This is a genomic window from Blautia ammoniilytica, assembly GCF_025566965.1.
Classification (GTDB): Bacteria; Bacillota; Clostridia; order Lachnospirales; family Lachnospiraceae; genus Blautia_A; species Blautia_A ammoniilytica.
On the sequence record NZ_JAOQJL010000027.1, the window covers coordinates 20,317 to 46,547 of the forward strand.

General features: G+C 43.7%; 22 protein-coding genes. 1 reads left to right on the forward strand and 21 read right to left on the reverse strand.

Features of this window, described 5'->3' with window-relative positions; all coding sequences use genetic code 11:
- Positions 1-6: 6 nt before the first annotated feature.
- From OCV61_RS12795 to OCV61_RS12815, 5 genes are all read right to left on the reverse strand, one after another.
- Complete coding sequence (locus OCV61_RS12795; RefSeq protein WP_158422113.1) at positions 7-1,161, reverse strand: YibE/F family protein; 1,155 nt, start codon at positions 1,159-1,161, stop codon at positions 7-9.
- The gene (locus OCV61_RS12800) at positions 1,158-2,720 is read right to left on the reverse strand and encodes a purple acid phosphatase family protein (RefSeq protein WP_158422114.1); all 1,563 of its coding nucleotides are present in this window, start codon (positions 2,718-2,720) and stop codon (positions 1,158-1,160) included. The genes OCV61_RS12795 and OCV61_RS12800 overlap by 4 nt, the downstream gene beginning before the upstream one ends.
- A gap of 301 nt (positions 2,721-3,021) precedes the next feature.
- A complete protein-coding gene (locus OCV61_RS12805) occupies positions 3,022-3,747 on the reverse strand; it encodes an HAD family hydrolase (RefSeq protein WP_158422115.1) in 726 nt (241 codons plus the stop codon).
- Positions 3,748-3,973: 226 nt separating this feature from the next.
- Positions 3,974-5,458 (reverse strand): S1C family serine protease, encoded by a 1,485-nt coding sequence (locus tag OCV61_RS12810; protein WP_262582962.1) that lies wholly within the window; start codon positions 5,456-5,458, stop codon positions 3,974-3,976.
- 183 nt (positions 5,459-5,641) lie between these two features.
- On the reverse strand, positions 5,642-6,739 hold the full coding sequence (locus tag OCV61_RS12815) for a CdaR family transcriptional regulator (RefSeq protein WP_158422116.1): 1,098 nt from the start codon (positions 6,737-6,739) through the stop codon (positions 5,642-5,644).
- A 169-nt stretch (positions 6,740-6,908) separates the two neighbouring features.
- Here OCV61_RS12815 and OCV61_RS12820 point away from each other — a divergent pair, with 169 nt between their 5' ends.
- Positions 6,909-8,060, forward strand: coding sequence for a glycerate kinase family protein (locus OCV61_RS12820; protein ID WP_158422117.1), 1,152 nt, complete (start codon positions 6,909-6,911; stop codon positions 8,058-8,060).
- A 51-nt stretch (positions 8,061-8,111) separates the two neighbouring features.
- Here OCV61_RS12820 and OCV61_RS12825 read toward each other — a convergent pair whose 3' ends face one another.
- The 16 genes from OCV61_RS12825 to OCV61_RS12900 form a co-directional block, all read right to left on the reverse strand.
- Positions 8,112-8,942, reverse strand: coding sequence for an energy-coupling factor transporter transmembrane component T family protein (locus OCV61_RS12825; protein WP_158422118.1), 831 nt, complete (start codon positions 8,940-8,942; stop codon positions 8,112-8,114).
- Positions 8,932-10,656, reverse strand: coding sequence for an ABC transporter ATP-binding protein (locus tag OCV61_RS12830; protein WP_158422119.1), 1,725 nt, complete (start codon positions 10,654-10,656; stop codon positions 8,932-8,934). Before OCV61_RS12830 ends, OCV61_RS12825 begins: the two co-directional genes overlap by 11 nt.
- A 187-nt stretch (positions 10,657-10,843) precedes the next feature.
- A complete protein-coding gene (locus OCV61_RS12835; protein WP_158422120.1) occupies positions 10,844-11,395 on the reverse strand; it encodes an ECF-type riboflavin transporter substrate-binding protein in 552 nt (183 codons plus the stop codon).
- Positions 11,396-11,578: 183 nt separating this feature from the next.
- Positions 11,579-13,054, reverse strand: a complete 1,476-nt coding sequence (locus tag OCV61_RS12840; RefSeq protein WP_158422121.1) for a carbon starvation CstA family protein — start codon at positions 13,052-13,054, stop codon at positions 11,579-11,581.
- Positions 13,055-13,256: 202 nt separating this feature from the next.
- Complete coding sequence (locus OCV61_RS12845; protein WP_262582963.1) at positions 13,257-14,237, reverse strand: LacI family DNA-binding transcriptional regulator; 981 nt, start codon at positions 14,235-14,237, stop codon at positions 13,257-13,259.
- Between the two features lie 84 nt (positions 14,238-14,321).
- Positions 14,322-14,867: a ribose 5-phosphate isomerase B gene (gene rpiB / locus OCV61_RS12850; protein WP_158422123.1), complete on the reverse strand. Its 546-nt coding sequence runs from the start codon at positions 14,865-14,867 to the stop codon at positions 14,322-14,324.
- A gap of 68 nt (positions 14,868-14,935) precedes the next feature.
- A complete protein-coding gene (locus OCV61_RS12855) occupies positions 14,936-15,439 on the reverse strand; it encodes a heme-degrading domain-containing protein (protein ID WP_158422124.1) in 504 nt (167 codons plus the stop codon).
- A gap of 1 nt (position 15,440) precedes the next feature.
- On the reverse strand, positions 15,441-16,310 hold the full coding sequence (gene aroE / locus OCV61_RS12860) for a shikimate dehydrogenase (protein ID WP_158422125.1): 870 nt from the start codon (positions 16,308-16,310) through the stop codon (positions 15,441-15,443).
- Positions 16,311-16,378: 68 nt separating this feature from the next.
- Positions 16,379-17,374 (reverse strand): substrate-binding domain-containing protein, encoded by a 996-nt coding sequence (locus tag OCV61_RS12865; protein ID WP_158422126.1) that lies wholly within the window; start codon positions 17,372-17,374, stop codon positions 16,379-16,381.
- A 129-nt stretch (positions 17,375-17,503) separates the two neighbouring features.
- Positions 17,504-18,463: an ABC transporter permease gene (locus tag OCV61_RS12870; protein ID WP_158422127.1), complete on the reverse strand. Its 960-nt coding sequence runs from the start codon at positions 18,461-18,463 to the stop codon at positions 17,504-17,506.
- Positions 18,464-18,479: 16 nt separating this feature from the next.
- Entirely contained in the window at positions 18,480-19,961 is a 1,482-nt protein-coding gene (locus OCV61_RS12875; protein WP_158422128.1) for a sugar ABC transporter ATP-binding protein, read from the reverse strand.
- 21 nt (positions 19,962-19,982) lie between these two features.
- Positions 19,983-21,074, reverse strand: coding sequence for a M24 family metallopeptidase (locus OCV61_RS12880; RefSeq protein WP_158422129.1), 1,092 nt, complete (start codon positions 21,072-21,074; stop codon positions 19,983-19,985).
- A 291-nt stretch (positions 21,075-21,365) separates the two neighbouring features.
- Positions 21,366-23,231 (reverse strand): alpha-amylase family protein, encoded by a 1,866-nt coding sequence (locus OCV61_RS12885; protein ID WP_158422130.1) that lies wholly within the window; start codon positions 23,229-23,231, stop codon positions 21,366-21,368.
- Positions 23,232-23,267: 36 nt separating this feature from the next.
- Positions 23,268-24,362, reverse strand: a complete 1,095-nt coding sequence (locus OCV61_RS12890) for a Gfo/Idh/MocA family protein (RefSeq protein WP_158422131.1) — start codon at positions 24,360-24,362, stop codon at positions 23,268-23,270.
- A gap of 87 nt (positions 24,363-24,449) precedes the next feature.
- On the reverse strand, positions 24,450-25,346 hold the full coding sequence (locus tag OCV61_RS12895) for an aldo/keto reductase (protein WP_158422132.1): 897 nt from the start codon (positions 25,344-25,346) through the stop codon (positions 24,450-24,452).
- A gap of 37 nt (positions 25,347-25,383) precedes the next feature.
- Positions 25,384-26,223 (reverse strand): carbohydrate ABC transporter permease, encoded by an 840-nt coding sequence (locus OCV61_RS12900; RefSeq protein WP_158422133.1) that lies wholly within the window; start codon positions 26,221-26,223, stop codon positions 25,384-25,386.
- Between the last annotated feature and the right edge of the window lie 8 nt (positions 26,224-26,231).

A 26,231-nucleotide genomic window follows, 5' to 3' on the forward strand; every position in this document is an offset into this window, starting at 1 on the left:
AAATGGCTATGACACAGTCTCTTTTTTATGGAAAAGGAATGCACAGATCAGCACAGTCAGCGGCACGCAAAGAACGATTCCAAAACTACCTGCCAGTCCCTGCATAATGGCAATTCCTATATTATTTGAATTAATGATCTGCTGATAAGGCAGAGCGTATGCATAATCCAGAAGGAGCATGCTCACACTGCTTCCGGCAAAAGCAAGGATCAGCGTATTGCTGTCTGTTCCCATCATGTCACGGCCTACACGCATCCCGGCCTTAAACAATTCTTTTCTGGTAAGCACAGGATTCTGTCTGTAAATCTCATCAATGGCACTGCAAATAGACATAGACACATCCATCACTGCCCCAAGACAGGAGATCAGAAGTCCTGAAAACAACAGTCCTCCCACCTGAATCCCATTGGTATTCCATAAAGTCATTAAAGTCTCGATATCTGATACATTATATCCGGTGATCCCGGAAGCTTTACTGAAACACCAGGCTGCCACACCAGCCGTCATAACTCCCACCAAGGTTCCCAGTGTGGCCGCTATAGTCTTTCTCGAAGCCCCACCGATCAGGTACATGGTCACAAGAGTGGTGATAAAACAAATAAATACCCCACACCAGAATGGAGAATAATTCAAGTATACCAGCGGAAGATATACAAAGATCACGCAAAAAAAGGTAAAGAGCAGTCCCAGACACCCTTTGATTCCCTGCCATCCTCCTATAATGCAAAGAGCAAGAAGATATAAAGCGGCAAAAATATAGATCACCCATTCCCTGTCCTGGGAATATACACTTGCCACCGTTGAATCGCCTGCAATACTTTGCATAACGATCACTTTCATTCCCGGACTGCAGGCTGCGCCGAACAAATACCCGGAGCTGCTGGTAATATCTAATTCTTCTCCTTTTCGCACACCGGTAAGCATACGCACCCGCACTTTTTGCTCTCCTACACGGGTTCCGTTGTCTTCCAGATTGTCCTGAAGGATCTTCACTACTTCTGCTTTTTCAAATGTCTGCCCTGTACGGACTACCAACTCTGTTTTCTCCACCTGATTCAGACGGATCACAAACACAGCGAACAGACAGACAAGTACAAATCCTATAAGATACCGGGCTGCTTTTTTCTTTTGAAACAGCCCGGCAGATCTTAATTTACTCATTTCGTTTTTTCAATGGTAAAGGTATCATCTATCGCTTCTGCTTTTCCATCATCGGTAATCTGATATGTGTCAATGGAAAACTGATCTGCGGTCATTGTGATCACGGAGTAGCTTGGAAGCCAGTTCTGGCTGCGTGCTGCAATGTAATCCTGCTGTGTGGGAACCAGTTCATAATATTTAGATCCGGATGCAGAATTTGCTGTCATGTAAAGGATTCCCTGAGGATCTGTTACTGTATTGCCTTCTACATCCTCAATGGTGTAGCAGTTATTATCCTGTTTGAAGGCATCCAGTGCAGCCTGTGCGTCTGTATCTCCATCTTCCGGAGCCAGTGTGATCTGTTCCTCGGTATCTACGTTTGTTGCATGATCCCAGTCATAATCAGAACCATCCTCATTCAGACGAAACTCATATTTTCCATGGGTCTGTCCATCACCGTAAAGCATTTTGGAGCGGCTGTAAGTATGGTCATGTCCCTGAAGTACCACATCAATATCATTGCTGTCAAATACAGGGGTAAGCTGTGTACGAAGGATCATGCCATCTGTGTCAGAATGATCCAGGCCTGAACCGTAAATATCCTGATGGATGGTAACTATACGCCATGCTGCATCTGGATAAGCAGCTACTGCCTCTTCAATAGTCTTCTGATGCTCTGCCACATTATAATTATTTGTATTCAGTACGATAAACAGGCCTTGGCCATAGCTGTAATAATAATCTCCGCCAGCTGCTGTTTTACCATTCTCTGTGTTATTCGGATTATTGAAATGATAAGCATAATCTGCATTCAGGGAATCATGGTTTCCAATGGTAGTTGCAACCGGAAGGGAAGTAAGTGCTTCTGCGCTTAAATAAGATGCATACTCTTCTTCCTTTGGTTTTCCTGTTTTATTTACCTGGTCGCCTGCAGAGATCACAAAGTTCAGATCCGGATTTTCTGCAAGTGCTGTATCCAGTGTACGTGACCATGCAAAGCCATCGTTCTTTGCCGCTGTATTAGCTGCTCCATCCTCAGCGGATAACTCTGCTCCGTCCTGAGTCTGTCCTTTGGAAGCACCAACCTGGGGATCTCCTACATACAGGATCTTTACGCTGTCTGTTCCCTTTGTGGTATACTCTGTTACTTCTGTCTGCTCACCATTTTTCTCAACTGTATAATAGTAAGTAGTGTTTGGTTCAAGGCCGGTAACTGTTACATGATTATATTCATAAGCCTTGTCACCTGTCAGATCCTGATCTACGTCTCCGCTGGTTCCTTCAAAGGTTTCCAGATTATCTTTGTCTGTTCCGAAATGTACCACAGGTGTTGCCTGGCTGTCTGTCTTTTCACTGTACCATGCAAAATTTAATTCTGTATCATCTGCTCCAGGTGTAAGGGAAACTTTTGTAAAATCTGCTGCGGTTGTTTCCCAGCTGGATGACCACTCAGCCCAGCCATTATCCTTTCCTACTACACTACTATCTGTATAATGATCTGTGGAAGCAAATGCTGCTGCCGGACATACGGTTACTGCACTCAGGGCAAGGATAAGACCTGCAACTAATTTTTTCTTCATAATAACTCCTCTCCAGTAAATGGAATTTTAATATCAAATCAAGTCTTTTTTATTCTCAGCAGAAAAAAGTCCCGGGCCCGTCAGGCTTTCTCGCTTACGGGATGGAGTATAGCACTGTAATTTTTGTAAAACAATATGGTTTCCAATGTTTTGCCGCACATTTTACCATGCCTTTACAAAGCAAAAGCGCCTGGTATGATTTCTTAACCCAAAAGAAACAAATTTTTCCTTGGAGAAACATACCAGGCGCTGCTGATTGCTGCTTAAGCAGACATGTTTATTTTTATATAATAATTAAACGCTAAAAAGGCCGCAGATCCCCCAATCCTAGGATCACATCCCGTAATTCTTCCTGTGTTTCCACCTGATAATCCGGTCTCTTTGCCCCTTCTGGGAGCTTATACCCGTGGTAATTCACCCAGATGGTTTTCCATCCTGCATTCATTGCTCCTGTCATATCATTGGCGATGGAATCTCCGATCATATAAACAGTCTCATCAGTAATCCCCAGCCGCTGTTCTGCCATCCGGAAGATTTCACTTTCAGGCTTGGCGCATCCAACTCCTTCTGAAACCAGCACATGTTCCATTGGAATCCACTGTTCCAATCCCATAATATGACATTTATCCTTTTGATGCTGATCTGGACCATTGGAGATCACACCCATCCGTATCCCTGCAGATTTACATCTTTCCAATATTTCCGCCAATGCCGGTGAAAGCTTCAGGTTCTGCTGTTTTTCTTTGTATCTGCGCTGAAAATCTTCTGCCATTTCTTCTGTAAAAGGAATCTGCAGGTCTTCCATTGTTTTCATAATGCGGCATATCCTTGACTGGTGAAGTTCCATTCTTCCAGCCGAACTTTCCAGGAACATTTCGTAGCTTCTTTTCCCAAAAGTCTGATAAAACAGTTCCGGATCCGGCAGCTTTTTACCGCCCATTGCTTCTTCACAGGCTGACTGAAGCAAATCGATCTGGCGGTATAATGTATCATCAATATCAAAAACCAATGCTATTTTATCTGTCATCAAATGTTCTCCCTTCCCATTTCCGTATCATACGATTATATTATACTCTTCCACAAACAGCAATTCATTTATTTGATGCGCTTCTGCACCTACAGAACCTGCCACCGGCAGCTTCTTACGGATGCCTGGCAACAAAAATACCGCACCGGCTTCCTTTCCCGAAACCGATGCGGTATTTTATACCAGGTGCTTTACCTGCTTCATATTCTTTTCAATTCAGAAAGTCTTAGTTCACGCCATCACCGAACTGAAGTCCGCTTCTGCCTCCCTGTTCAAAATCATCAAACAGGTTATCGCCGCCCTGGACATCATCGCCCTGATCATCACTGTTCTGTACATCGCTGTCCTGGTCCTCATTATTCTGATCCTGGTCCTCACTGGAGCCAAGAGTAACTTCTACTGTACTCTCTTTGTAACCGCCCTTACTAAGTGTTGCGATCGTAACCTCTACCTGTTCTTCTGGCTCGTAATACTCAAGCATATCTACCAGATCTTCAATAGAAGTAACAGTCTTGCCATCAAACTTTGTGATAATGTTCTGTTCCTTAATACCAGCAGCCTCTGCAGCACCGCCTTCCGTTACTTCTGCAACATAAACGCCTTCCGGAATACCATAATACTGGCTTGCTTCATCACTAACTGTACGTCCAATGATACCAAGTACGCCATGGCTTCCCTCTACTTTATCTCTTGTCTTTGAATTCATCAGATTCTCAATATCATCTGTAACATCAGAGATCGCAATTGCATAACCGATACCTTCAACCTCAGTAGATGCCAGCTTTGCGGAATTGATACCAACAACCTCACCCTTCATGTTAAGAAGAGCACCGCCACTGTTACCAGGGTTGATTGCTGCATCTGTCTGGATCAGATTGATGCCGCTCTGGTTATCTTCATCATCACTCTGAACCGTCTGCTGGGAATAATCGGAATTTGCTCTGCGGTTCTTTGCACTGACAATACCAGTTGTAACAGACTGTCCATAACCAAGTGCATTACCAATAGCAATTACCTGTTCGCCAACCTTCAGATCATCAGAGCTTCCGATGGTTGCAACAGAGATTGCATCCATGGTATCATCGGAAATATCATCCAATGATACGGATACAACTGCCAGGTCATTTGCCTTATCATATCCTTTTACTTTTGCTTCATAAGCATTGTTATCAACAAAACCAACGGATAATGTATCTGCGCCCTCCACTACATGATAGTTGGTTGCGATCAGAAGCTCTGTATCGTTCTTCCCGATAATAATACCGGAGCCGCTGCCTTCAACCTCTCTCTCCTGTGGTGCATATCCGTACTGACTGAAGATCCCGTAATAATCCTGCACCTCCTGTACAGACTTGGTACTGATGGATACTACAGAAGGCATTGCCTGCTCTACAATTGCAGATACATCCACACTTCCTGCAGATGCTGTATCTTTTTTGTCAGAATCATCGGAGTTTGACTTCTTAGCTTTCAGAAGAGTAAGTGTATCGCCACTCTCTGCAGCCTGTACATTGCTTGCTGTATTCCAGTTGTTCAGATAATTAAATCCGTGATAAGAGCCTGCTGCAAGTCCTCCTGCAAGCACTGCACAAAGGCTGATGCTTAAACCTTTCTTCATCATTTTCTTTTTCTGGTTTTTCTTTTCTGCTTTTTTGTTATTTTCATTCTCATTCATTTCATCCATCTCATTAAGTTCATTAAAATCCTTCATGATATATACCTCCTTAAAGACTCATCGTCTGTTTCATTCTTAACGATTTGCTGCATTCTTTAATGATCTGCTACATTCTTTAATGATCTGTTGCACTCATTAACATCTGCTTCATTTCCTTTTGATGCTTCACAGTATAGGGGTTATTTGTGTTTACTTTGTGGGAAAAATGTGTTCAATTTGTTAAAAATCATTTTTCTGTTTTTCGTCCTTTTCTGCCTGCACGCACACTGCTGTATACAATGAAACCCCCTCCCTGAACCTTCTCGGGTCATATCCACAAATCTCCCGAATACGGTTCAGCCGGTACTGAAGAGTATTTTTATGCATGTTCAACAATTCACAAGTTTTCTGCAAAGACATATCCTGGCTGTAATAGACTTTCAGTATTTGAAGATCCTCCGATGCCAGACCCTGCAGAATTTTCTCTGTATACTGAGTTTTCACTTTTACAGATACATTTCCCAGAAGCATTTCAAATCCCAGTTCTTCATACAAGCAGAATCCTTTGCGGCCCTGTACACATCTCTGAGCCAGCCTTGCCTCCTGCCAGGATTGGGAAATATGTGAAAGTTCCTTAATCATTCCCATCCCTGCAGTAATCTCTGCTTCATGAACCCTGGTCAGTTCCTGCAGCAAGCGAATGGCTTTGCCTGTATCACTATCTTTCAACAATAATACATATTCTCCCGGATATTCATATGTATACCAAGGACTGATCTTTTCAAAAACACGAAGCACAGGATTGGTCATGCCTTCCGCAAAAACATCTGACCTTACATTTACAAAAACCATCCTGTACTTTCCAGATTCCCTAATTCCATTTTCTTTGAAAAAAGCTTTCAGTTCGGTATAGTCTGTGATGTCCTGTCTGATCAATGTCCGAAGCATATAACTGATCTTGGATCTCTTTTGGCTGCCTCTGGCTTCCAATTCTCTTTCCCTCAAAAGGATCGTGGTGATTTTCTGTGCCAAAGCTGCATATTTTCTTGCCTCTTCCACATCACCGCTGATCCCTACTGCAGCAATCACTTTTCCATGATAAAAAACCGGAAGATTTACTCCTTTTTGAACACCCCAAAAGCTTTCATCGCCTGAAACTTCTTTTGTATCTCCCTGGGTTACTACCTGATAGCCGATCTCATGAAAGGAATCTACCCGGCTGTGGTCTGTGCTGGCAATAATAATCCCCCTTGCATCAATATAATTAATATCTTTTCCACATACACTCTTTACTGTATCCACAATATACTGGGCTGTTTCCCTGTCAATGATCTCCATGTTTTCACCCTCATTATGCTTTTATAAATTTATATGTTCTTTATAACATATATTTCTTGTTTTTTTAACCATATTTTATTATTTATACCATTTTTTCATGCGATAAAACTGATAAAATATAAACAAAAGTAAGATTTGATTCGTAAGCCCAAGAAAAGGAGATCTAACCATGAAGCTTGTAATTGCCATTGATTCATTTAAAGGAAGTATGACTTCCAAGGAAGCCGGTATCGCAGCTGCCCAGGGTATCCGAAAAGTTTTTCCAGATGCTGATATCTGTATCCGCCCTCTTGCAGATGGCGGCGAAGGCACAGTGACTGCCATCACAGAAGGTATGGGCGGCTCTTTTCGTACTGTTACAGTGATCGGTCCAGGCGGAAAACCAGCTCGCTGCCGCTATGGTATCCTTCCTGCCGCCCACACTGCCGTGATTGAAATGTCAGGTGCTGCAGGCATCACACTAGTACATGGAAAAGAAAAAAATCCTCTGCATACAACCACTTATGGTGTAGGTCAGGTGATCCTGGATGCAATCTCACAAGGCTGCCGTAAGTTTATCGTAGGTATTGGAGGAAGTGCCACCAATGACGGCGGTGTAGGGATGCTACAGGCATTAGGCTTTGATTTTCTGGATGCTGCAGGGGATCCTGTCCCTTATGGAGCCCAGGGGCTTTCCCTTCTGAAAACCATTGATAATGCCCATGTACTTCCGGAACTAAAAGAATGTACCTTTCGCATTGCCTGTGATGTGAGCAATCCACTTTGCGGTCCTGAAGGATGCAGTGCCATCTTCGGACCACAGAAGGGTGCAGACAGCGAAATGATCGCTCTTATGGATCCATGGCTGGCACATTTTGCAAGCCTTGCTGGTAAAATATATCCGGATGCAGATCCAGACTATCCAGGCTGCGGTGCGGCAGGCGGCCTTGGCTTTGCCTTTCGTACTTTTTTGAATGCTTCTTTGGAATCCGGGATCAAGATCGTGCTGGAAGAAACACACATGGAAGATTATATCAAAGATGCAGATATCATCCTGACCGGAGAAGGCCGGCTGGATGCACAAACTGTTATGGGCAAAGCCCCCCAAGGTGTAGCACAAATGGCAAAAAAATACGGAAAACCGGTTCTGGCTTTTTCAGGATGCGTAACCCCTGACGCTGTCATTTGCAATCAGTCCGGTATTGACGCATTCTTCCCTATTCTCAGATCCCCGGTTTCCCTGGAAGAGGCTATGGATAGTGAAAATGCCAAAGCAAACATGTCTGCTTCTGTGGAACAAGTTTTCCGTGTAATAAAAACATTTATTGTAAGTGCTCAGTAATCATCCTCACAGTTACAAGTTTTTCCCTCAAAATATCCTTTAGATCGTCTCTTATTTGAAAGGATTATAAAATCGTCCAAAACGCAGGGTAATTCCAAGGCTGATTCCAAATAGCACAACTCCCAAGGCAAGAGCCACAAAATCCCTGCGGGCAAATGGACGTTTCATATACCAGGTACGCTTTTTATCCTTTCCAAAGCCTCTTAGTTCCATAGCATTGGAAATGGTATTGATCCGATTCAGGCTGGTAAGGATCAGCGGCATCAGGATGCTGACAGAGTTCTTCAGTCTGGCAAAAAACGGCTCGCTTTTTCCCAGCTCAACCCCTCTGGCTTGCTGTGCCTGGCTGATACTGTGGTAATCTCTCTGGATATCCGGAATATAGCGGAGGGCAATTGCCACAGAATATCCAATCTTGTAGGAAACACCAATGCTGTTCAGGCTGGCCGCAAATTCGCTTGGATTGGTAGCAGAAATAAACAAAATCGCCACCGGAAGCGCCACAAAATACTTCAGAGAGATATTCAGCATATAAAACAGCTGCTCCTGGGTGATATCATACCTCCAGAACAAGTGAAAAAGCACATGGCGGGTCCCATACAGTGTGGTGCCCTGGTTAGGATCAAACAGCAAAATAAACAAATTATTCAAAAGGAGAAATACCAGCATAAAGATCATCATAAACCGTACTTCCCGAAAATGGATCCGGCTCAGTTTAAAAGCAAAGAGACTAACCGCCAAAAGTCCTAAAAGTACCCATGTATTATAGGTGATCATACTTGCAAAAGTAAACAGAAGAAAAAATGCCAGCTTGGTGGTACCTGTAAGCTTATGCACCACACTTTCCCTGGGAAGATAATTTAATACTGTCTTAGCAGCCATGACTGCGCACCTCCCTGTCCGTCTCTATAAATCGTTCTACAAAAGCTTCTGCTGGAGTGATCCCACACCGGTTCGCTAATGTAAAAAGACTGGTTTCCTTTAATGCTGCCTTTTGTATCAGCTCCGGATCACAAAGAACCCCTGCCGCACTTCTGTCTGCGATCAGCTGTCCGTTGCAAAACACCAGGGCTCTTGGTGTATACTCCAGCATCAGATGCATATCATGGGTGATCATGATCACAGTTACACCTTGTCGGTTCAGTCCCCGCAAAAATTCCATAATATCCGTGTAATGTCTGAAATCCTGGCCTGCCGTAGGCTCATCCAGGATGATCAGTCTTGGATCCTGCACCAGCACACTTGCTATAGTCACCCGCTTCTTCTGTCCAAAGCTTAATGCAGAAACCGGCCAGTTTCGGAAAGGATATAAGCCGCAGATCTTCAGGGTAGACTCCACCTTCTCCCTAATCTGTGTCTGATCCATACCACTTCCCTGAAGTGCCAAGGCAACCTCATCAAAAATCATATTCTTAGAAATCATCTGGTTAGGATTCTGCATTACATATCCAATATATTTAGCTCTTTTCCGGATATTTTCTCCGGTAATGTCCCGTCCTTCAAAAAGTATCTTGCCCTTCTCTGCCTGTTCAAAGCCGCAGATCACCTTGGACAGTGTAGACTTCCCTGCACCATTCTGCCCTACAATGCTGATCATTTCCCCTTTTCCAATAGAAAAGCTTACGTTATGCAGTGTCTGCCGCTCTTTTGTATATCCGAAATTCAGTCCCTCTACCTGCAGCAGAACCTGCGGATCTTCATTTGACTGTGGCTGTGGTCTGGATTCAAACCAGTCAGAAATCTTCAGGATGTCCTGTTCGTCAAGCACTGTATGATCCACATGAGAAGGCCTCTTCTGTGGTGTGATCTGAACCCCCGCATACCGCATGGCGGTTACATACAAAGGCTCACGGATCCCATTCTCCGCCAAAAGGCTGGTGGCAAGCAGTTCATCTGGATGCATATCCGCCAGGATCTTCCCTTCATTTACCAGAACGATCCTATCCACATTTCGCCACAAAACATCCTCCAGCCTGTGCTCAATGATCAGCACTGTAGTATCTGTCTTCTCCTGGATCTCATCGATCAGTTCGATCGCCTGCTTGCCAGTAGCCGGATCCAGATTGGCCAGTGGTTCATCAAATAAAAGGATCTTTACTCTGTCCACCATCACACCAGCCAGAGAAACTCTCTGCTTCTGACCGCCAGATAATTCATGGGGCGCATACTCTAGATGTTGCCGGATCCCTACCAGGTCCGCCACATGTTCTGTGATCTTGTGCATCTTATCCTGTGGGGTGCAGCTGTTCTCCAATGCAAAGGCAATATCCTCCCCTACTGTCAGACCGATAAACTGTCCGTCAGGATCCTGGAGCACAGTACCAACATGTGCAGAAAGTTCAAAAATACTGCTGTTTGGTGCATCCACACCATCTACCATCAGACTTCCAGTGCACTTTCCTGGATTTGAGAATGGATTCAGACCATTCACGCAGGATGCCAGCGTACTTTTACCACTGCCGGAAGGACCGGCGATCAAGACTCTCTCTCCAGGATAAATATCAAGATTGATTCCGGTCAGTGTAGGCTTTTTCTGTGCCCTGTACTGAAAGGAAAAATCCTTAAATGAAATAATAGGTTTCTTCAGTTCCCTCATATGTATATACCTCAGTTAAATGATTCAAACATAACATATTTGATTATAACATAAAAAAGGCTCTTCCACACCCCTAAAGAATGTGGAAAAGCTTTCTTCTTGAAATCTGTGCAGTTATTCCCTGCACTCACAGTTACAAAACTGATTAAAATTAGTATTTCTGATTTTTACGAAGCACTCTGTCTGATTATTCCTGATCCAGAGAGCCTTTTTTTGCAATGGTCTTGGTATATGCGATCACAAGCAGGATACCTACGATCACAGCTGTAAGGATATTAGAGACAGCAGCAAATGCGCCCTGTGCAAAAACCTTGTTGGCAGGCTCTGCATAAATAAGAATATCAAGAACCGGTGCTACTACGATCCAAGCTATCAAATGTGCAACAACATTGGAAATTGCAAATGTGGCAATCTTGCCCTTGCCAAAATCACCTTCCTGGATATCCAGCTTCTTAGCAAACAGGCCAACTACAATACCAACAAATGTGGATGCAATTACCCAGCTCCACCATGGGCTGCCACCCCATGACAAATCAATCAATGTATGGCCAATGAATCCAATCAGTCCGCCTGCAAATGGTCCGTACATAGCAGCAAGTAATGCCAGTACTGCATACTGCAGACTGATATTTGTGTTAGGTACCGGACTTGGGATCGCAACAAAACGTCCCAGCACAAAAAACAGTGCTGCACCGATACCAACAGCTACAACTGTCTGAATACTGTTGTTTTTCTTCATAACTCCGTCCTCCTGGAAATGTAAAAGTATTTTGTATGTAACTGTAATGATATAAAACAGTTACTTTTGTCTTTACTGTAAAGACAGTGTTAGTATACTCCCGTTTTTCGGAACCTGTCAACGTATAAATCCCCAGGCCTGCAACAACCCGGGGATTTGAAAATTTCAGAGGATACTAAATAGTTATGCTTTTTCTGAGTTCTTCCGAGATGCGAAGTAGGCTCTCAGAGAATTGATCACGATAGTAAGTCCAAGAATGATCAGCAGTATGGCAATGATCAGCTGGAGCCCTTCTACCAGAAAAGTAGCAGAACCTGCTGCAATTGCCTTCACCAGACCAATCGTCCGCTCTGCCAGCGCAGTGCCGGTTACCAGAAGCATGATGATCAGCGGTGGAAACAGCATCTTATTACTTCTTCCTGTAACCTTCATAAATACACACAAGGTGACAAGTGCCAGTGCAGATACACACATGGTCATAAAGCACTGTGCCACGTAAACAGGCACGCCAAACATTTCAAAGAAGCCTGCTACTCCACTGGAAAAAATCTGAAATGGTGTACCAGCTGCCGGGGTACCATCTGCAGCAGCTGCAGCACCGGCTACACAAAGAGCCAGGACAGCCAGCAGACTTTCCAGTACCATTGCACCATATCCCACCTTCAGCATATCCTTTTCGTTGGCAACTGTTTTTGAGGATGTACCGGAAGAAACCAGACTGTGGAATCCGGAAACTGCACCACAGGCTACTGTAACAAACAAAATCGGGAACATATCTCCCAATGCATCATTGTGAAATCCAGTAAATGCCGGAAGGTTCATAGAAGGATGTGCTACCAGCAGTCCCAGAGCTGCACCTGCGATCATACCTATAAACATATAAGTAGTCATCGCGTCACGAGGCTGTTTTAACAGCCACATAGGTAATACAGCAGCAAAGAAAATATATACAAATGTAAGATAAGTCCATGTATCTTTCCCTGCTATTATGGGAAGCATCATACCAATGGCCAGTGCAGCAACTGTACAGATCAGCCCGGTTACAGTTTCTTTCCAGCCATGGAAATTCATTTTTTTCTGAATCAAACCGAAAATCATTGCAAATCCGATAAACAGAAGAGAAATCGTTCCGGCAGCTCCATTTGTCCTGGCTGCATCTGAAAGAGATGCAACACCATCCGCAACAACATAAGCATTAAAAGTACCTGCAACCATATCTGCAAATGCGGCAATTACAAGTAATGTGAAAAGCCAGCAGAAAAGCAGAAACAGCTTTCTCCCCAGCTTTCCGATATATTTTTCAATCAGGAGTCCCATAGATTTGCCATCATTCTTCACACTTGCATACAAGGCACCAAAATCAGTAACTGCACCGAAAAAAACACCTCCGATCAGCACCCATAAAAGCACCGGCACCCAGCCAAATACAGCAGCCTGGATAGCACCTGTCACAGGCCCTGCACCTGCAATAGAGGAAAACTGATGACTGAAAACAGTCCATCCATCTGTTGGGACATAATCCTGTCCATCTTCAAATTTACGCGCCGGTGTTTTTGCCTTCGGATCAATCCCCCATTTGTTGGCAAGCCAGCGTCCGTACAACACATAAGCAGCAACTAACAAAACTGCAGCAACTAAAACAATAACTAATGTATTCATCTGTCTTTCTCCCCTCTGTATCATACAGGTAAGATAACGGCTCAATGCCCTTACAGTTACCAGATAAGATACAATTGATGTAAAAATTACCATTGTTTTAGTCCCAAACAATTCAATTGTCAATGCTTTTTTGCGTATTTCATCACTTTACACTAAAAAAGAGTTAAAGTAAAAAAATTTTTAATGATTTTTACAAGCTATTTTAACAGGTTTCTCTTTCAATAATATATGGTTCCATAAGAACACATTTTTCCTGTATCTTTTCTTTGCGGATCAGTCGCATCAGATACTCAACAACTGCTTTTCCCAAAGCCTGTTTGGGCTGGGCAACCGCTGTCAGCTCTTTTATGGACAGCTTCCCCATGTCGCTGCCATCAAACCCAAGTATAGACACCTGTTCTGGCACCTGGTACCCATGTTTGATCAGTGCATTCATTGCACCAATTGCAAAATAATCCACGCAGCCAAACACTGCGTCATAATCAAACTTATCCTGCAAAAGCTTCTCCACCCTGTCCATTGCGCATTTAACGGAACGCTCTGGCAGAATTTCATAATGAATCTCATCAGATAAACCGGCAAGCTCCATTGCCTTTTTGTACCCCAGAAGCCTTTTCCTTGCAAAATCGAAATCCAGGTCATATCCTAAAAACAAAATTTTCCTGCGGCCTTTGGAAAGAAGATATTCAGTTCCCATCTGCCCACCTGCAACACTGTCTGACTGCACAGTAAGAAATGCTTCGTCAGCCGCACGATCAATACAGACAATCGGTATCTGTGCGTTCCGGTAGCTGGATAATACGTTGTTTCCACTACCCATCAGGATCAGACCGTCAATATTCCGAGCCAGCAGTCTTCGCAGATTCTTTTTTTCCTTTTCAGGGCTCTGATCCGAATCACATACGATCATACAATAGCCGTACTTGCAGATTGTATCTTCCATCACACGAAGCACTTCAATGGAATAATTGTTTTGCATATCCCACATCACAACCCCTATGGTTTTTGATAGATTTGTTTTTAAACCGCTGGCCAAAAGATTGGGACAGTAATCTACCTGCTTGATAGCATCCTGTATCCTTTTCAGCGTTTCCGGACGGACTGTTTTCTTGCCGCTCAGAACATAAGATACGGTACTTACGGAAACCCCGGCGATCTCAGCTACGTCTTTTAATGTTGACATATCTTCACTCCAGATTATTTCTAATTTTATGAAAAGGGCACCCAATATACTTGGCATGCCCTTTACCGATCAATAACTATATCATCAACCCTTGCTTCTATCAAAGATTTCTGCGTCTGCTAAAGGACCTGTGGAAATCTTTCTTGGCTCTTCATTCCATACTTCGTCATTCATGGTAAGGTTCTCAATATCTTTTATCAGATCCAGAGATCCGTCATGGAAACCTCCATCATAAGGGGTGTTCAGAAAAATCTCAAGCATCTCAATAGCTTCCCACTCACCAATGGTCTTTCCACCCATGCACAGAATATTTGCATTATTATGACGTCTGGTCATCTCAGCCTGATACTGTGTACTGCATAGACCTGCACGGATGCCTTTAAATTTATTTGCTGCCATGCTGATACCGATACCGGTTCCGCAGATCAGTACGCCGCATCTTGCCTCGCCGGAACGAACTGCATTTGCCACCTTTGCTGCAAAAAACGGATAACGGGTTGCCTCAATATCCGGATTATCATCAGATCCACAATCTACATAAGGAATCCCTTTTCCTTCCAGATACTCGATACATTTTGATTTCAAATAATAGCCTGCTGTGTCATTTCCAAGATATACTTTGTCTCCCATATCTGTGTCTTCTCCTTTATATTTAATAATGCCAATCCCTTGCTGTCAGCATCTTCCCCGGCATTCTCTTATGACTCTGCGTGAATCAGCTTAACCTCTTTGCCCAGGAATTTACAAATCCCATATACTGCAGTATTGTGATCTTCGTGATGTTCCAGTCCTGATACTGAAAGTACGCCTACTACACCAACACCATTTACATAGATAGGAAATCCGCCGCCCATCATACTGTACTCATCCGGATCCAGATGTCCATCGACAAACAGATCATCCTGCCCTACAGACTTCATATAATGAATTCGCAGCGTGCTTCTGTGTATCATGTTTACAGAATTGATCTTTCTCTGAAGCCAGATCTCATTAAATCCGTTGGTTCCTGCAAACCCATACCTAAAAACCTGATACCCATTGATCTGAATATCGATTGCAATGGGTAGCTTATCCTCTTTTGCCTTTTTCACAAGAATCTTTCCAAGCTTCCATGCATCATCATTATCAAAATGCTCAAATCGAAGCTCCTCTTCCTGTTTGCAGAGAATGTCATATTTTTCTTTATCACTTAATTTTCCCATATCAATCCTCTAATTCTACTCCGTATTCTTTTGCCAGTGCCTCTTTCATAACCTTTGCATTACAGTCACGGCCGGTCCAGAATTTAAAACTGATCACAGCCTGATTAACCAACATGCCAAGACCATCAATAGTCTTTGCACCGTTCTTCTTTGCCTCTTTCAGGAACATTGTATGTGGATGGTTGGGAATCACATCACATACTACCATCTCAGGCTTTACGGTAGCATAATTAATATCTGGTTTCTGATCTACATTCGGATACAGGCCGATATTTGTAACATTTACAAGAATATCCACATCTTCCGGAACATCCAGGGTATGATCCCAGCAAATGTATTTTGCATTGGCAGATGTTTTCTCATTTACAAGCTTTACCAGTTCCTCTCCTCTGCCAGAACCTGGACGGTTGGCAATAAGGATCGTCTCTGCACCTGCATTTGCAAGCTCCACTGCGATGGCACGGCCGGCTCCTCCAGCTCCCAGCATCATAACTTTCTTGCCCTTCATCTCTACATTTTCATCCTGAAGGGATTTGATAAATCCTTTACCATCTGTGTTCTCGCCATATAATTCACCATCTTTTACCCATACGGTATTAACAGCGCCCATAATGGCTGCATCTTCAGCCACATGGTCCAGATATTTTAATACCTCCACTTTATGTGGAATGGTAAGATGGATACCTTTCATATTCAATGCTGGCAGTGCTTTCATTGCATTCTCAAGATCTTCCGGTTTTACCAGAATGGTAAGATAACGGTAAGGAATCCCCAGGTCTTTAAATGCTGCCTCTGCCACTACTACTGTAGGGTTCTCGTCGATCGGACACCCAAATACACCCACAAGCTCTTCTCTATATGATTTGCCCATAAATATTCTCCCGTTTTTTCAAAACACCGGGGATGTATCTCCCCGGTGTTGCATTTTGAACGAATTACTTACTCAGCGTCTGTTGTCTCTGTCTCTTCCTCTGTTGTTGCCTCTTCCTCTGTTGTTGCCTCTTCCTCTGCTGTTGCATCTGCATCTACATTATCAGCTGTTACAAGCTCAACCTCTGTACCGATAGAAGCTTCAACTTCCTCGCCAGCTGCGATCTTTCCGCAAACCTCTACTGCAGTCTCTCCCATAAGAGCCGGAAGCTGACGAACAGTTGCAGCCTGTGTACCAGCCTTGATTGCATCCAGGTTATCTGCATCTGCATCAAATCCAACGATAACGATGTCATCTCTGTCTGCCTGCTGGCAAGCTTCGATAGCTCCTAATGCCATCTGATCATTGTGGCAGAATACAGCCTTGATATCCGGATTAGCTGTCAGAGCATTCTCCATAACACTCATAGCCTCAGAAGAAGACCAGTTACCTGTCTGAGAAACAACAACTTCAAATTTGTCATTGTCATCCATAATGTTGTGGAAGCCTTCTCCACGCTCGTTGGTAGCACTTGCACCAGCCTGGCCCTGGATCTCAACAACCTGTCCGCCATCTGGAAGCTGATCTACGATGTACTGAGCTGCGATCTCGCCGCCATATACGTTATCAGATGCAATGTGGCAAACAATATCACCACTGTTGGCAGCACGGTCAACTGTAACAACCGGGATACCTGCATCATTTGCCATTGCAACAGCATCACCTGCAGCATCGGAATCAACCGGATTATAAACGATAACATCCGGGTTTTGTGTCAGCAGGTCTTCCATGTTTGTAACGTCCTTTGCAGCGTCATTACCGGAAGAAAGAGAGATCACTTCATACCCTGCATCTTCTGCTGCTTTCTTGAAAGCATCCTCAAGGGTGGAGAAGAACTGGTTTGTGTTATCAGATAACATAAGACCAAGTGTAAGATCCTGTTTCTCGTCAGCAAAGACTGCGGCTGGTGTCACTGTTCCAAGTACCATTGCTGCGGTTAATGCTCCTGCGATAAGTTTTTTCATTTTTTTGTCCTCCCATGACATTATATATTTTATACAGCTTCTGCTGCATAAGTACGGTTTTATATAAATTTCTATTATTGAAGTAGTGCAAAATTTACTTCGTAAATATTCGGGTCCCTTCAATTTTGCTTAGTTGTTACTTTTTCTGTCCATAAGTACAGCTGCCAGGATAACAACACCTTTTACGATAGTCTGCCAGTAGCTGGACACATTCATAATGTTCAGGATATTGTTGATCATACCAATGATAATGGCACCAACAAGTGTCATTGCAATGCGGCCTTCGCCACCTCGTAAGGATGTACCACCAACAACGCAGGCTGCGATAGCATCCATCTCATAGCTTTCACCTGCAGTAGGCTGAGCAGAACCAACACGAGCACACATAACTGCACCTGCAAGACCTGCAAGGATACCACAGATCACATGACACATTAATTTGATCTTGCGTACATTCAAACCTGAAAGATAAGCAGCATCCTCATTGCCACCCACTGCATACATATGGCGTCCGAAAGATGTTTTGTTCTGAACATAGTACACAACAATAAATACAAGTGCCATGATCAGAACCGGCATGTACAGGAATCCAAAAATCCTGCCAGATCCAAGGAATTTAAAGGAAGCAGCACATGCACCCTTTGACATTGCTACTGTTGCACCATTTGTAAATACCAGGGTAGCACCTCTGAATACAGACAGTGTTGCAAGTGTTACGATCATTGGCTGCAGATCAAAGTATGCAATAAACACACCATTGATCAGACCTGCTACAGCACCGATAGCCAGTGTTGCCAGAATAACAACAACCAACGGAATATCTCTGACAACCAAAGCGGCTGCAATGGCACCGGTAAATCCTACAACTGATCCGATGGAAATATCGATACCGCCCAGGATGATGGCAAAGCTCACGCCTGCTGCCAGAATCGCATTGATAGAAACCTGCTTCAGTACGTTGGTAAGATTACCAACAGAAAGGAATCTGCTGCTGATCAGTGAGAAAATAATGATCTCTGCCAGCAGAATAATAACCTGGCGATAATTGTTTATAAATTTTAATCCTTTATTTGTTGTCTTGCTTTCCATTTCTCTTGTTCTCCCTTTAACTAAGAATCTTATCCATGATCTTCTCTTGTGTTGCCTCTTCTCTGCTCAGTTCTCCCTTTTTCTGACCTTCATGGAGAATCATAATACGATCACTCATACCCAGAATCTCCGGCATTTCTGAAGAAATCATAATCACTGCTTTTCCCTGCCTGCGAAGTTCATTGATCAGAAGATAAATTTCTTTCTTTGCTCCAACATCAATACCTCTTGTAGGCTCATCAAGAATCAGCACCTTGGGATCAGACATCATTGCTTTTGCCAGAATGACCTTCTGCTGATTGCCGCCTGAAAGATTTCTTGTTTTTTGGAAAACAGACGGTGTTTTGATACGCATCTTTTTCACATAATCTTCTGCATATTCTCTGTCTTTTTTCTCATTGATATGACCGCTGCTAGTAATCTTGTCTGATGAAGAAAGAGAGATATTCTCCTTTACATTCATGATCAATACAAGACCGTCACCCTTTCTGTCCTCAGTCATATAATAAATGCCATTCCTGATGGCATCACTTGGGTTTTTGGGATGGATCTGCTGTCCATCCAGCTCCACGGTACCCTTGTCGTAATGGAAAACACCATATAAAGTCTTGGCCAGCTCTGTACGTCCTGCACCTACAAGACCTGCCACACCCAATACCTCACCGGCCTTGACATCAAAAGAAATATCATGTACATAATCATTACTCAGATTCTTCACGGAAAGGACTGTCTTACCAGGCTTCATTGCCTCATAAGGGAACTGATTCTCCAGCTTACGCCCAACCATCATGCTGATCAGTTCATCATAGGTAAGCTCTGAAACTTTCTTCTCACCGATGAATGCGCCGTCGCGGAGGATGGTGGCCCTGTCACAGATCTCAAAAATCTCTTCCAGTCTGTGGGAAATATAAACAACTGCTTTCTTCCTGTCCCTAAGATCATTGATGATCTTAAACAGGCTGACTACCTCTGAATCGGTAAGTGCATCTGTAGGCTCATCCATAACGATCACCTTGGTATCCAAAAGAAGGGCCTTAGCGATCTCAACCATCTGCTGTTGTGCCACAGATAACTCACAGATCTTCTGATCAGGCTTCAGATCTACATTCATGGACTTCAGCATCTCTGCTGTCTTATTGTACATCTGCTTAATATCGATCTTGCCCATCTTATTCTTAAGCTCTCTGCCCAGGAAAATATTCTCATATACTTTCATCTTAGGAATCAGATTAAGTTCCTGGTGGATAATGGAAATCCCGTCATCCTGTGCCTGCCTGGCATTGGTATAATTGATCTCTTTTCCCTTGAACTGGATAGAACCGGCATCACGCTGATACACTCCTGTCAGGCATTTCATAAGTGTACTTTTGCCTGCTCCGTTCTCTCCCAGAAGTGCCATAACCTCGCCTTCACGTACTTCCAGATCCACTCCGTCCAGAGCCTTTACACCTGGGAACTCTTTGCAGACACCCTTTAATTTCAAAACAACTTCGCCCATTTGTTTCTCCTTAATTATTCTTTATAAAACCAAGATACCCGGTCTTAAAATATGCTGCCCTTTGTATGTTACATCTTCGTATACCCAGCTGCCTGTATGAGAGATCACTTCCGGCTTCCCGTCTATCACAATAAAAGTATCCTCTGCCTTAACTCCGGCAATAGTAGGATTCCAAGAAAAAGCCTGATGCTCCAGTACTGTCTCTGTATTGGAAAAGTCTGTACAATAATCCCTGGTAGGATAACCAAGAGCGCCGCCCTGATGGTGAAGATGGAAATCTTCCCCATATCCCTCTTCTTCATAAACCTTCTTACCAGCCTCCAGTACATCCTTGGCCTTAACACCGGGTACTGTAGATAAAATATATGCTGCATCTACTTTAAGCACTGCATCCAGCCGTTTCTTCTTGTCCTCATCCACCTGGCCAAAAGAAACCAATCTGGTAAGAGATACCGTAAGGCCATATTTCTGTGGACAAATGGCAACCATCATATATTTCTCTACACGATTGTCTGTAGGAATGGGGTGGCGGTATTTCTTAAGACGTTCATCTGCTGCTACCAGCGTAACCGGCATCTGATATCCTTTTGCAAAAAAAGCACCGTTCACCATACCGGCTACTTCCATCTCAGAGTCACCCTTCTTAATCTGTCGGCAGCAATCCTCAAGAATCTGTGCTGCTTCAGGTCCGATCATGCGGAAACGGGCAACCTCTGCATCTGTAAGCACGTAACGCAGGTGCTGGATATCTGTTCCAATATCCTCCCCATAGCATCCATTGTCGCTGGCTACCTTCTTACCTGCCAGATACTGTTCCAGAACCTTTGCCTCACTTTCATGCCAAAGGTATGGGATCAATTCAAATGTACCATCTGTCAACTCCTCATCCATTACACGGTATCTCTCACTTGAATTACAAACCACATAATTCTGTTCTGCAGTGATCATGATCTTGGATGCCGCTGGTCCTGACTTATCTACAAAAGCGCTCTTACCACCGGTAATCCAGAAAAAATTCTCGTTCTTAGAAAGCAGGACCACATCCAGGTGCTTCTCCTTCATAAGTCCTCTCACTCTGTCAAGCTTAACCTGAACTTCATCTGTTATGCTCACTCTCTACTCCTCCTCTCTTATAAGCAGCCTGCGTAACTGCGAAACTGCCTGATGCCTTAGCTGTTATAAGACAAAAGCACATCTGGCGGCTACTAATTTGCACAATAAATACTTTTATCAATCGTTTGACTATGTACTGATTATATAAATTTTATTCTCTTTTGTCAATCGTTTGACTTTAATTTTTATCAACTTTGTGTAAGTAACACAAATTAAAAACCGCATATTTAGTAATTAATACCAAATACGCGGTTTCATCATTAAGAGGGCGTTATTTTTTAATGATTATTTTTAATGATTGTATTTTCTGTAAAACCAACGGCATCCATAGCCAGAAAGATGATTTCCTGCTGCTTCCATGGTCATGCCGCTAAGCAGGTCTGTATATTTCCTGCCTTCATCCATTGGCATCCATACCTCATCCAATTCATACTCGCTGAAATTGAAATATGCACGGATCTCTTCCCCGTCCAGGTAACGGCCGATACCAAGCACATGGGAATAGCCTGTGTCAAATGTCCACACATCCGCTTTTCCGTTAAATACCGGATGCTGTTCACGAATCTCTTCCATTTTGCGGAGTGTATGGAAAATCTCCATGGAAACCCTGTAATTCTTATCTGTTTTTTTCAGCTTTTCCCACTGAAATTTTCCCCTGTGCAGATAACGGCTGTCTGCACATTTATCAGGATTTTCTTTATAGCTGTAGTCATTCAACTGACCAACCTCATCCCCACTGTAGAGGACGGGAATTCCGCTCTGGATCAGAAGATATGCATGCAGCATCAGATCACAGGCAACTGCCCGTTTCACTTTATCCGGATTGTTTTCGTACAAGGCAGTCTCCAGTCCACACAGAGAAGCAGTTGTTCCGCACAGCCGGGCATCCCCCAGCCTTGGATCGTCATTATAAAGCTCACCTCTTGCATCTGAGTCATACCCTCTTCCGGTAAGCACATCGTTCAGATACTTTTTATGTGGCACTTCCTCAATGCCAAACTGCTTCAGCCAATCATAGTCCAGCCCCCATCCGATGTCATCATGACATCTAAGATAATTCAGGAAAACATATTCCTTTGGAAGAGCACATACCTGATCCATCTGTCTTCTAAGAAGACTCACATCCTTTGTGGCAATGGTATTCCAGGTACTTGCCATAGTTGTAACATTGTAAAGCATATGGCATTCCGGTTTATCAACGCTGCCAAAATAAGGCAGTACCTTGGCAGGCTCCATCACCACTTCTCCCAGAAGCAGTACTCCCGGGCATACAATCTCACTAACCAGGCGCATCATACGTACAAGAGTATGGACCTGTGGCAGATTTCTGGATTTTGTTCCCAGTTCCTTCCATATATAGGGTACTGCATCCAGACGGATCACATCGATTCCGCAATTGGTAAGGAACAGCATGTTATCCACCATATCATTAAATACCATGCAATTTGCATAATTAAGATCCCACTGATATGGATAAAAGGTGGTCATCACTACCTGGTTGCAATCCGGCAGCCAGGTGAAATTCCCAGGTGCGGTGGTTGGAAAGACCTGGGGTGTTGTTTCTTCATACCGGTTTGGAATATCCCAATTATCATAAAAGAAATACCGGCTTCTGGCCTGTGGATCTCCGGCTCTTGCTGCTTTTGCCCAGGCATGGTCTTCACTGGTATGGTTCATTACAAAATCCAGACAGCAGCTGATTCCCTGCTCATGGCATAAAAAAGTCAGCTCCTTCAGATCTTCAATGGTTCCCAGCTCCGGCTTTACCTTTCTGAAATCAGCCACAGCATATCCTCCATCATCTCTGCCTTTCGGGCTTTCCAGCAAAGGCATCATATGGAGATAATTTACACCACAGGATTTTACATAATCCAGCTTTTCCTTTACCCCCTGCAGCGTACCTGCAAATGCATCTGTGTACATCATCATACCCAGAATATCATTGCCTTTGTACCAGCCGGGATCTTTCTCCCGCTTCCGGTCAATTTTCCGTAATGGTACAGGGCGTTCCACATAATTCTGATACATACGCTGTATCAGATAAGCAAAGCCTTCCTTTTGTCCCGGATACAGCTGCTCATATAAAGATCTCAGTTCCGCCTCCCGGCATTCATATCGATTTCTAAATTCCGGTTTCCACTTCATAGAGTCAGACATTTTTCACACTCCTATTTCACTGGCTCTTTTTTGCCATCAAATCTTTAAAGCCGCATCCCAGGGCTGTTTCTCAGTTACCACAGGCTTATAAGGATCAGCCATTGCCTCTTCCATTTTCAGGCAAAGATACATATCCTGAAGCGCATCTGCAAGAGAGTAGATCTCTTTTCCGCTCTTTACATACTCTGACATACCAAGGAGCAGGCTTCCTACAGCAATCTCATCATCATTCAGTCTGGCATTAACAAATGGTGTCTTATAAAGGAATTTTTCCCCAAGCATAATCGCAAAATGGGACCACTCCTGATTACCATAAACGCCAAGGTCGATCCTGTTCAGTTCCTGTGTTACAGGGATATTCTCTGGTGTAAGATAACGAATGGTAAGATCATCGATCTCTCCTCTGTCTCCCTGAACGGACAGCTGACGGGTACGGATAAAGGAATGATACTGTGCCGGATCAGAGAAATCAAAAAATGCCACCTGTCCGTTTTCAAATTCCAGAGTCACACGATCTCTTGGGCATACAAAGGTTTCTCCATCAAAAGCCATTCCCTCACGGCCATAAGTCTCTGTCACAGAAAAATGATATCTTTTTCCGTACATGGTACATTTCTGTCCCTTTGTGCCAAGCATCCATCGGATCATGCTGATCCCGTGATATCCATGCAGTGCAGAAATATTAATATTTTCCACATTTCCGATCAGTTTCATATCTGCAATGGCTTTATGCCAGGATGCATACAGCGGCTGCAGGAAATACTGCTCTGCCACCTGGATTTTAGGCTGATATTTCTCATAAGCACTCCACAGCTTCTGCAGATCCTCCTGACTTTCTCCAGGAGGTGTTTCTGTAAGTACAGGAATACCTTTTTCAAACAGTTCAAGCAGATAATCTGTTACGCAGCCACGTTTGATTGCCAGAACAACAAACTCCGGCTCATCTTTCATCAAAGTATCAACTGTATTTACTACTTTGACGCCAAATTTTTCACTGAACTTTCTGCCTTTTTCTTCATCTCTTATCAAAACAGCTGTCAGATCAAATTTTTCCGGAACAGCCTTTGCAATACGGATATAAAATTCGGCACGCCATCCGGAACCAATTACCGCATATTTTACTTTTCCCATTTTATGTCTACTCCTCTTTTCGTTTAGGCAGCACGAAAAGGGACTTCTCCCTTTTCGTACAATCTTATCCTATACAAGAATCTATGATCACGGCACATCAAATCCGCGGGATGCAGCCAGGATCGCATACCACTCATCATAGGTAAGCTCAAGCTTCAGTGCATCCACTGCATTTTTCACACGATCCAGGTTCATGGTTCCGGTGATCGGCATGATCTTAGCCGGATGACGAAGAACAAATGCATACATAACCACATCCATGCTTACCTGATGTGCTTCAGCGATCTTCTGGATCTCTGCGCGAAGACGTACAGACTGCTCATCCTCACCCTTGAATACGCTGCCGCCGCCAAGCGGGGACCATGCCATAAGGCCTGTCTGGTTCATCTGTGCATTGTCTACAACACCGTTGAAGAAATTGTAAGTAGCTTTTACAGAGAACTCCATCTGGTTTGCAACGACCTTAACCGGCAGGTATTTCTGAAGTGCTTCCAGCTGTGCAGGCTCATAGTTGGATACACCAACATTGAGGGCTTTTCCTTCTTTTACGATCTGTGCCAGGGCCTCAGCAGTCTCCTGTGGATTGCTCAGCACATCCGGACGATGGATCAGAAGAAGATCTACATGGTCTGTACCCAGGCGCTCCAGAGATGCATCCATCTCAGCCAGGATATTTTCCTTTGTGGAATCATAATAAATATGGGAATTTCCCTTCTGTCCCGGTAAAATAATACCTGCTTTTGTAACGATTTTCATTTTGTCACGAAGAGAAGGATCTTTTCTAAGTACCTCATCTCCGAAAATTTTCTCACATTTGCCAGCTCCATATACCGGTGCATGGTCGAATGTATCAATACCCAGGTCCATGCAGCCATGAACGAAAGCACGAAGCTTATCACCGTCCATCCCTGCATCCAATGTACGCATGCAGCCTGCGATAATGCGGCTGAATTCCAGTTTTTCTGTCAGTGCGATATGTTCCATTATATTATTTTCCTTTCTACTGAATAGTTTCCAAAAATCAACCTTTCATACCACCAGTTGTCAGACCTGCTACAATGTTCTTCTGGAAAATAAGTACCAGTGCGATCAGTGGCAGTGTGCAGACAATGGAAGCTGCTGCCATATCTCCCCATGGCAGCTGATAGTTGCTTGGGAAAAGAGCAATTCCAACAGGTACTGTTCTCATTGCATCTTTGCTCATAAATGTAAGTGAATACAGATACTCATTCCAACAGTTGATAAATACCAGAAGTCCTACAGAAAATGTAGCCGGTTTGATCAGCGGAAGCATGATCTTTACAAATGTCTGGAAATGACTGCATCCGTCAATTGCTGCTGCTTCCTCAAATCCTTTTTCAATCTGGGAGAAGAAGTTGGTCATCAGCCAGATTGCCATTGGAAGGGAAAATCCGATATAAGTAAGGATAAGTCCCTGGTAGGTATTCAGCAGGTTCATATTTTTCAGGATCAGATACAGTGGTGACAATGTTGCAATGGTAGGGAACATGGATACTCCCAGGATCACCATCAGTAAAACAGCCCTGCCTTTAAAATGAAGGCGTGATAATGCATAAGCAGCTGATGCGCCGATCAGCAGACTGAGCAGTGTGGCAGAAGTTGCCACGATCAGACTGTTCAGCATATATCGTGCAAACGGATGCTTTGTAAATACATTCACATAGAACTGGCCATGGAAATAGCTTGGGATCCATTTCGCAGGCATCTCTGCAATCTCATTTAATGGTTTCACGGAAGTCAGGAACTGCCAGATAAAAGGAAGCAGCAGTAAAACAACGAATGCTGCAACAAATATATAAAATGCAACCCATCCTACTGTACGTTTTGTTTTCTTACTCATAAATACAC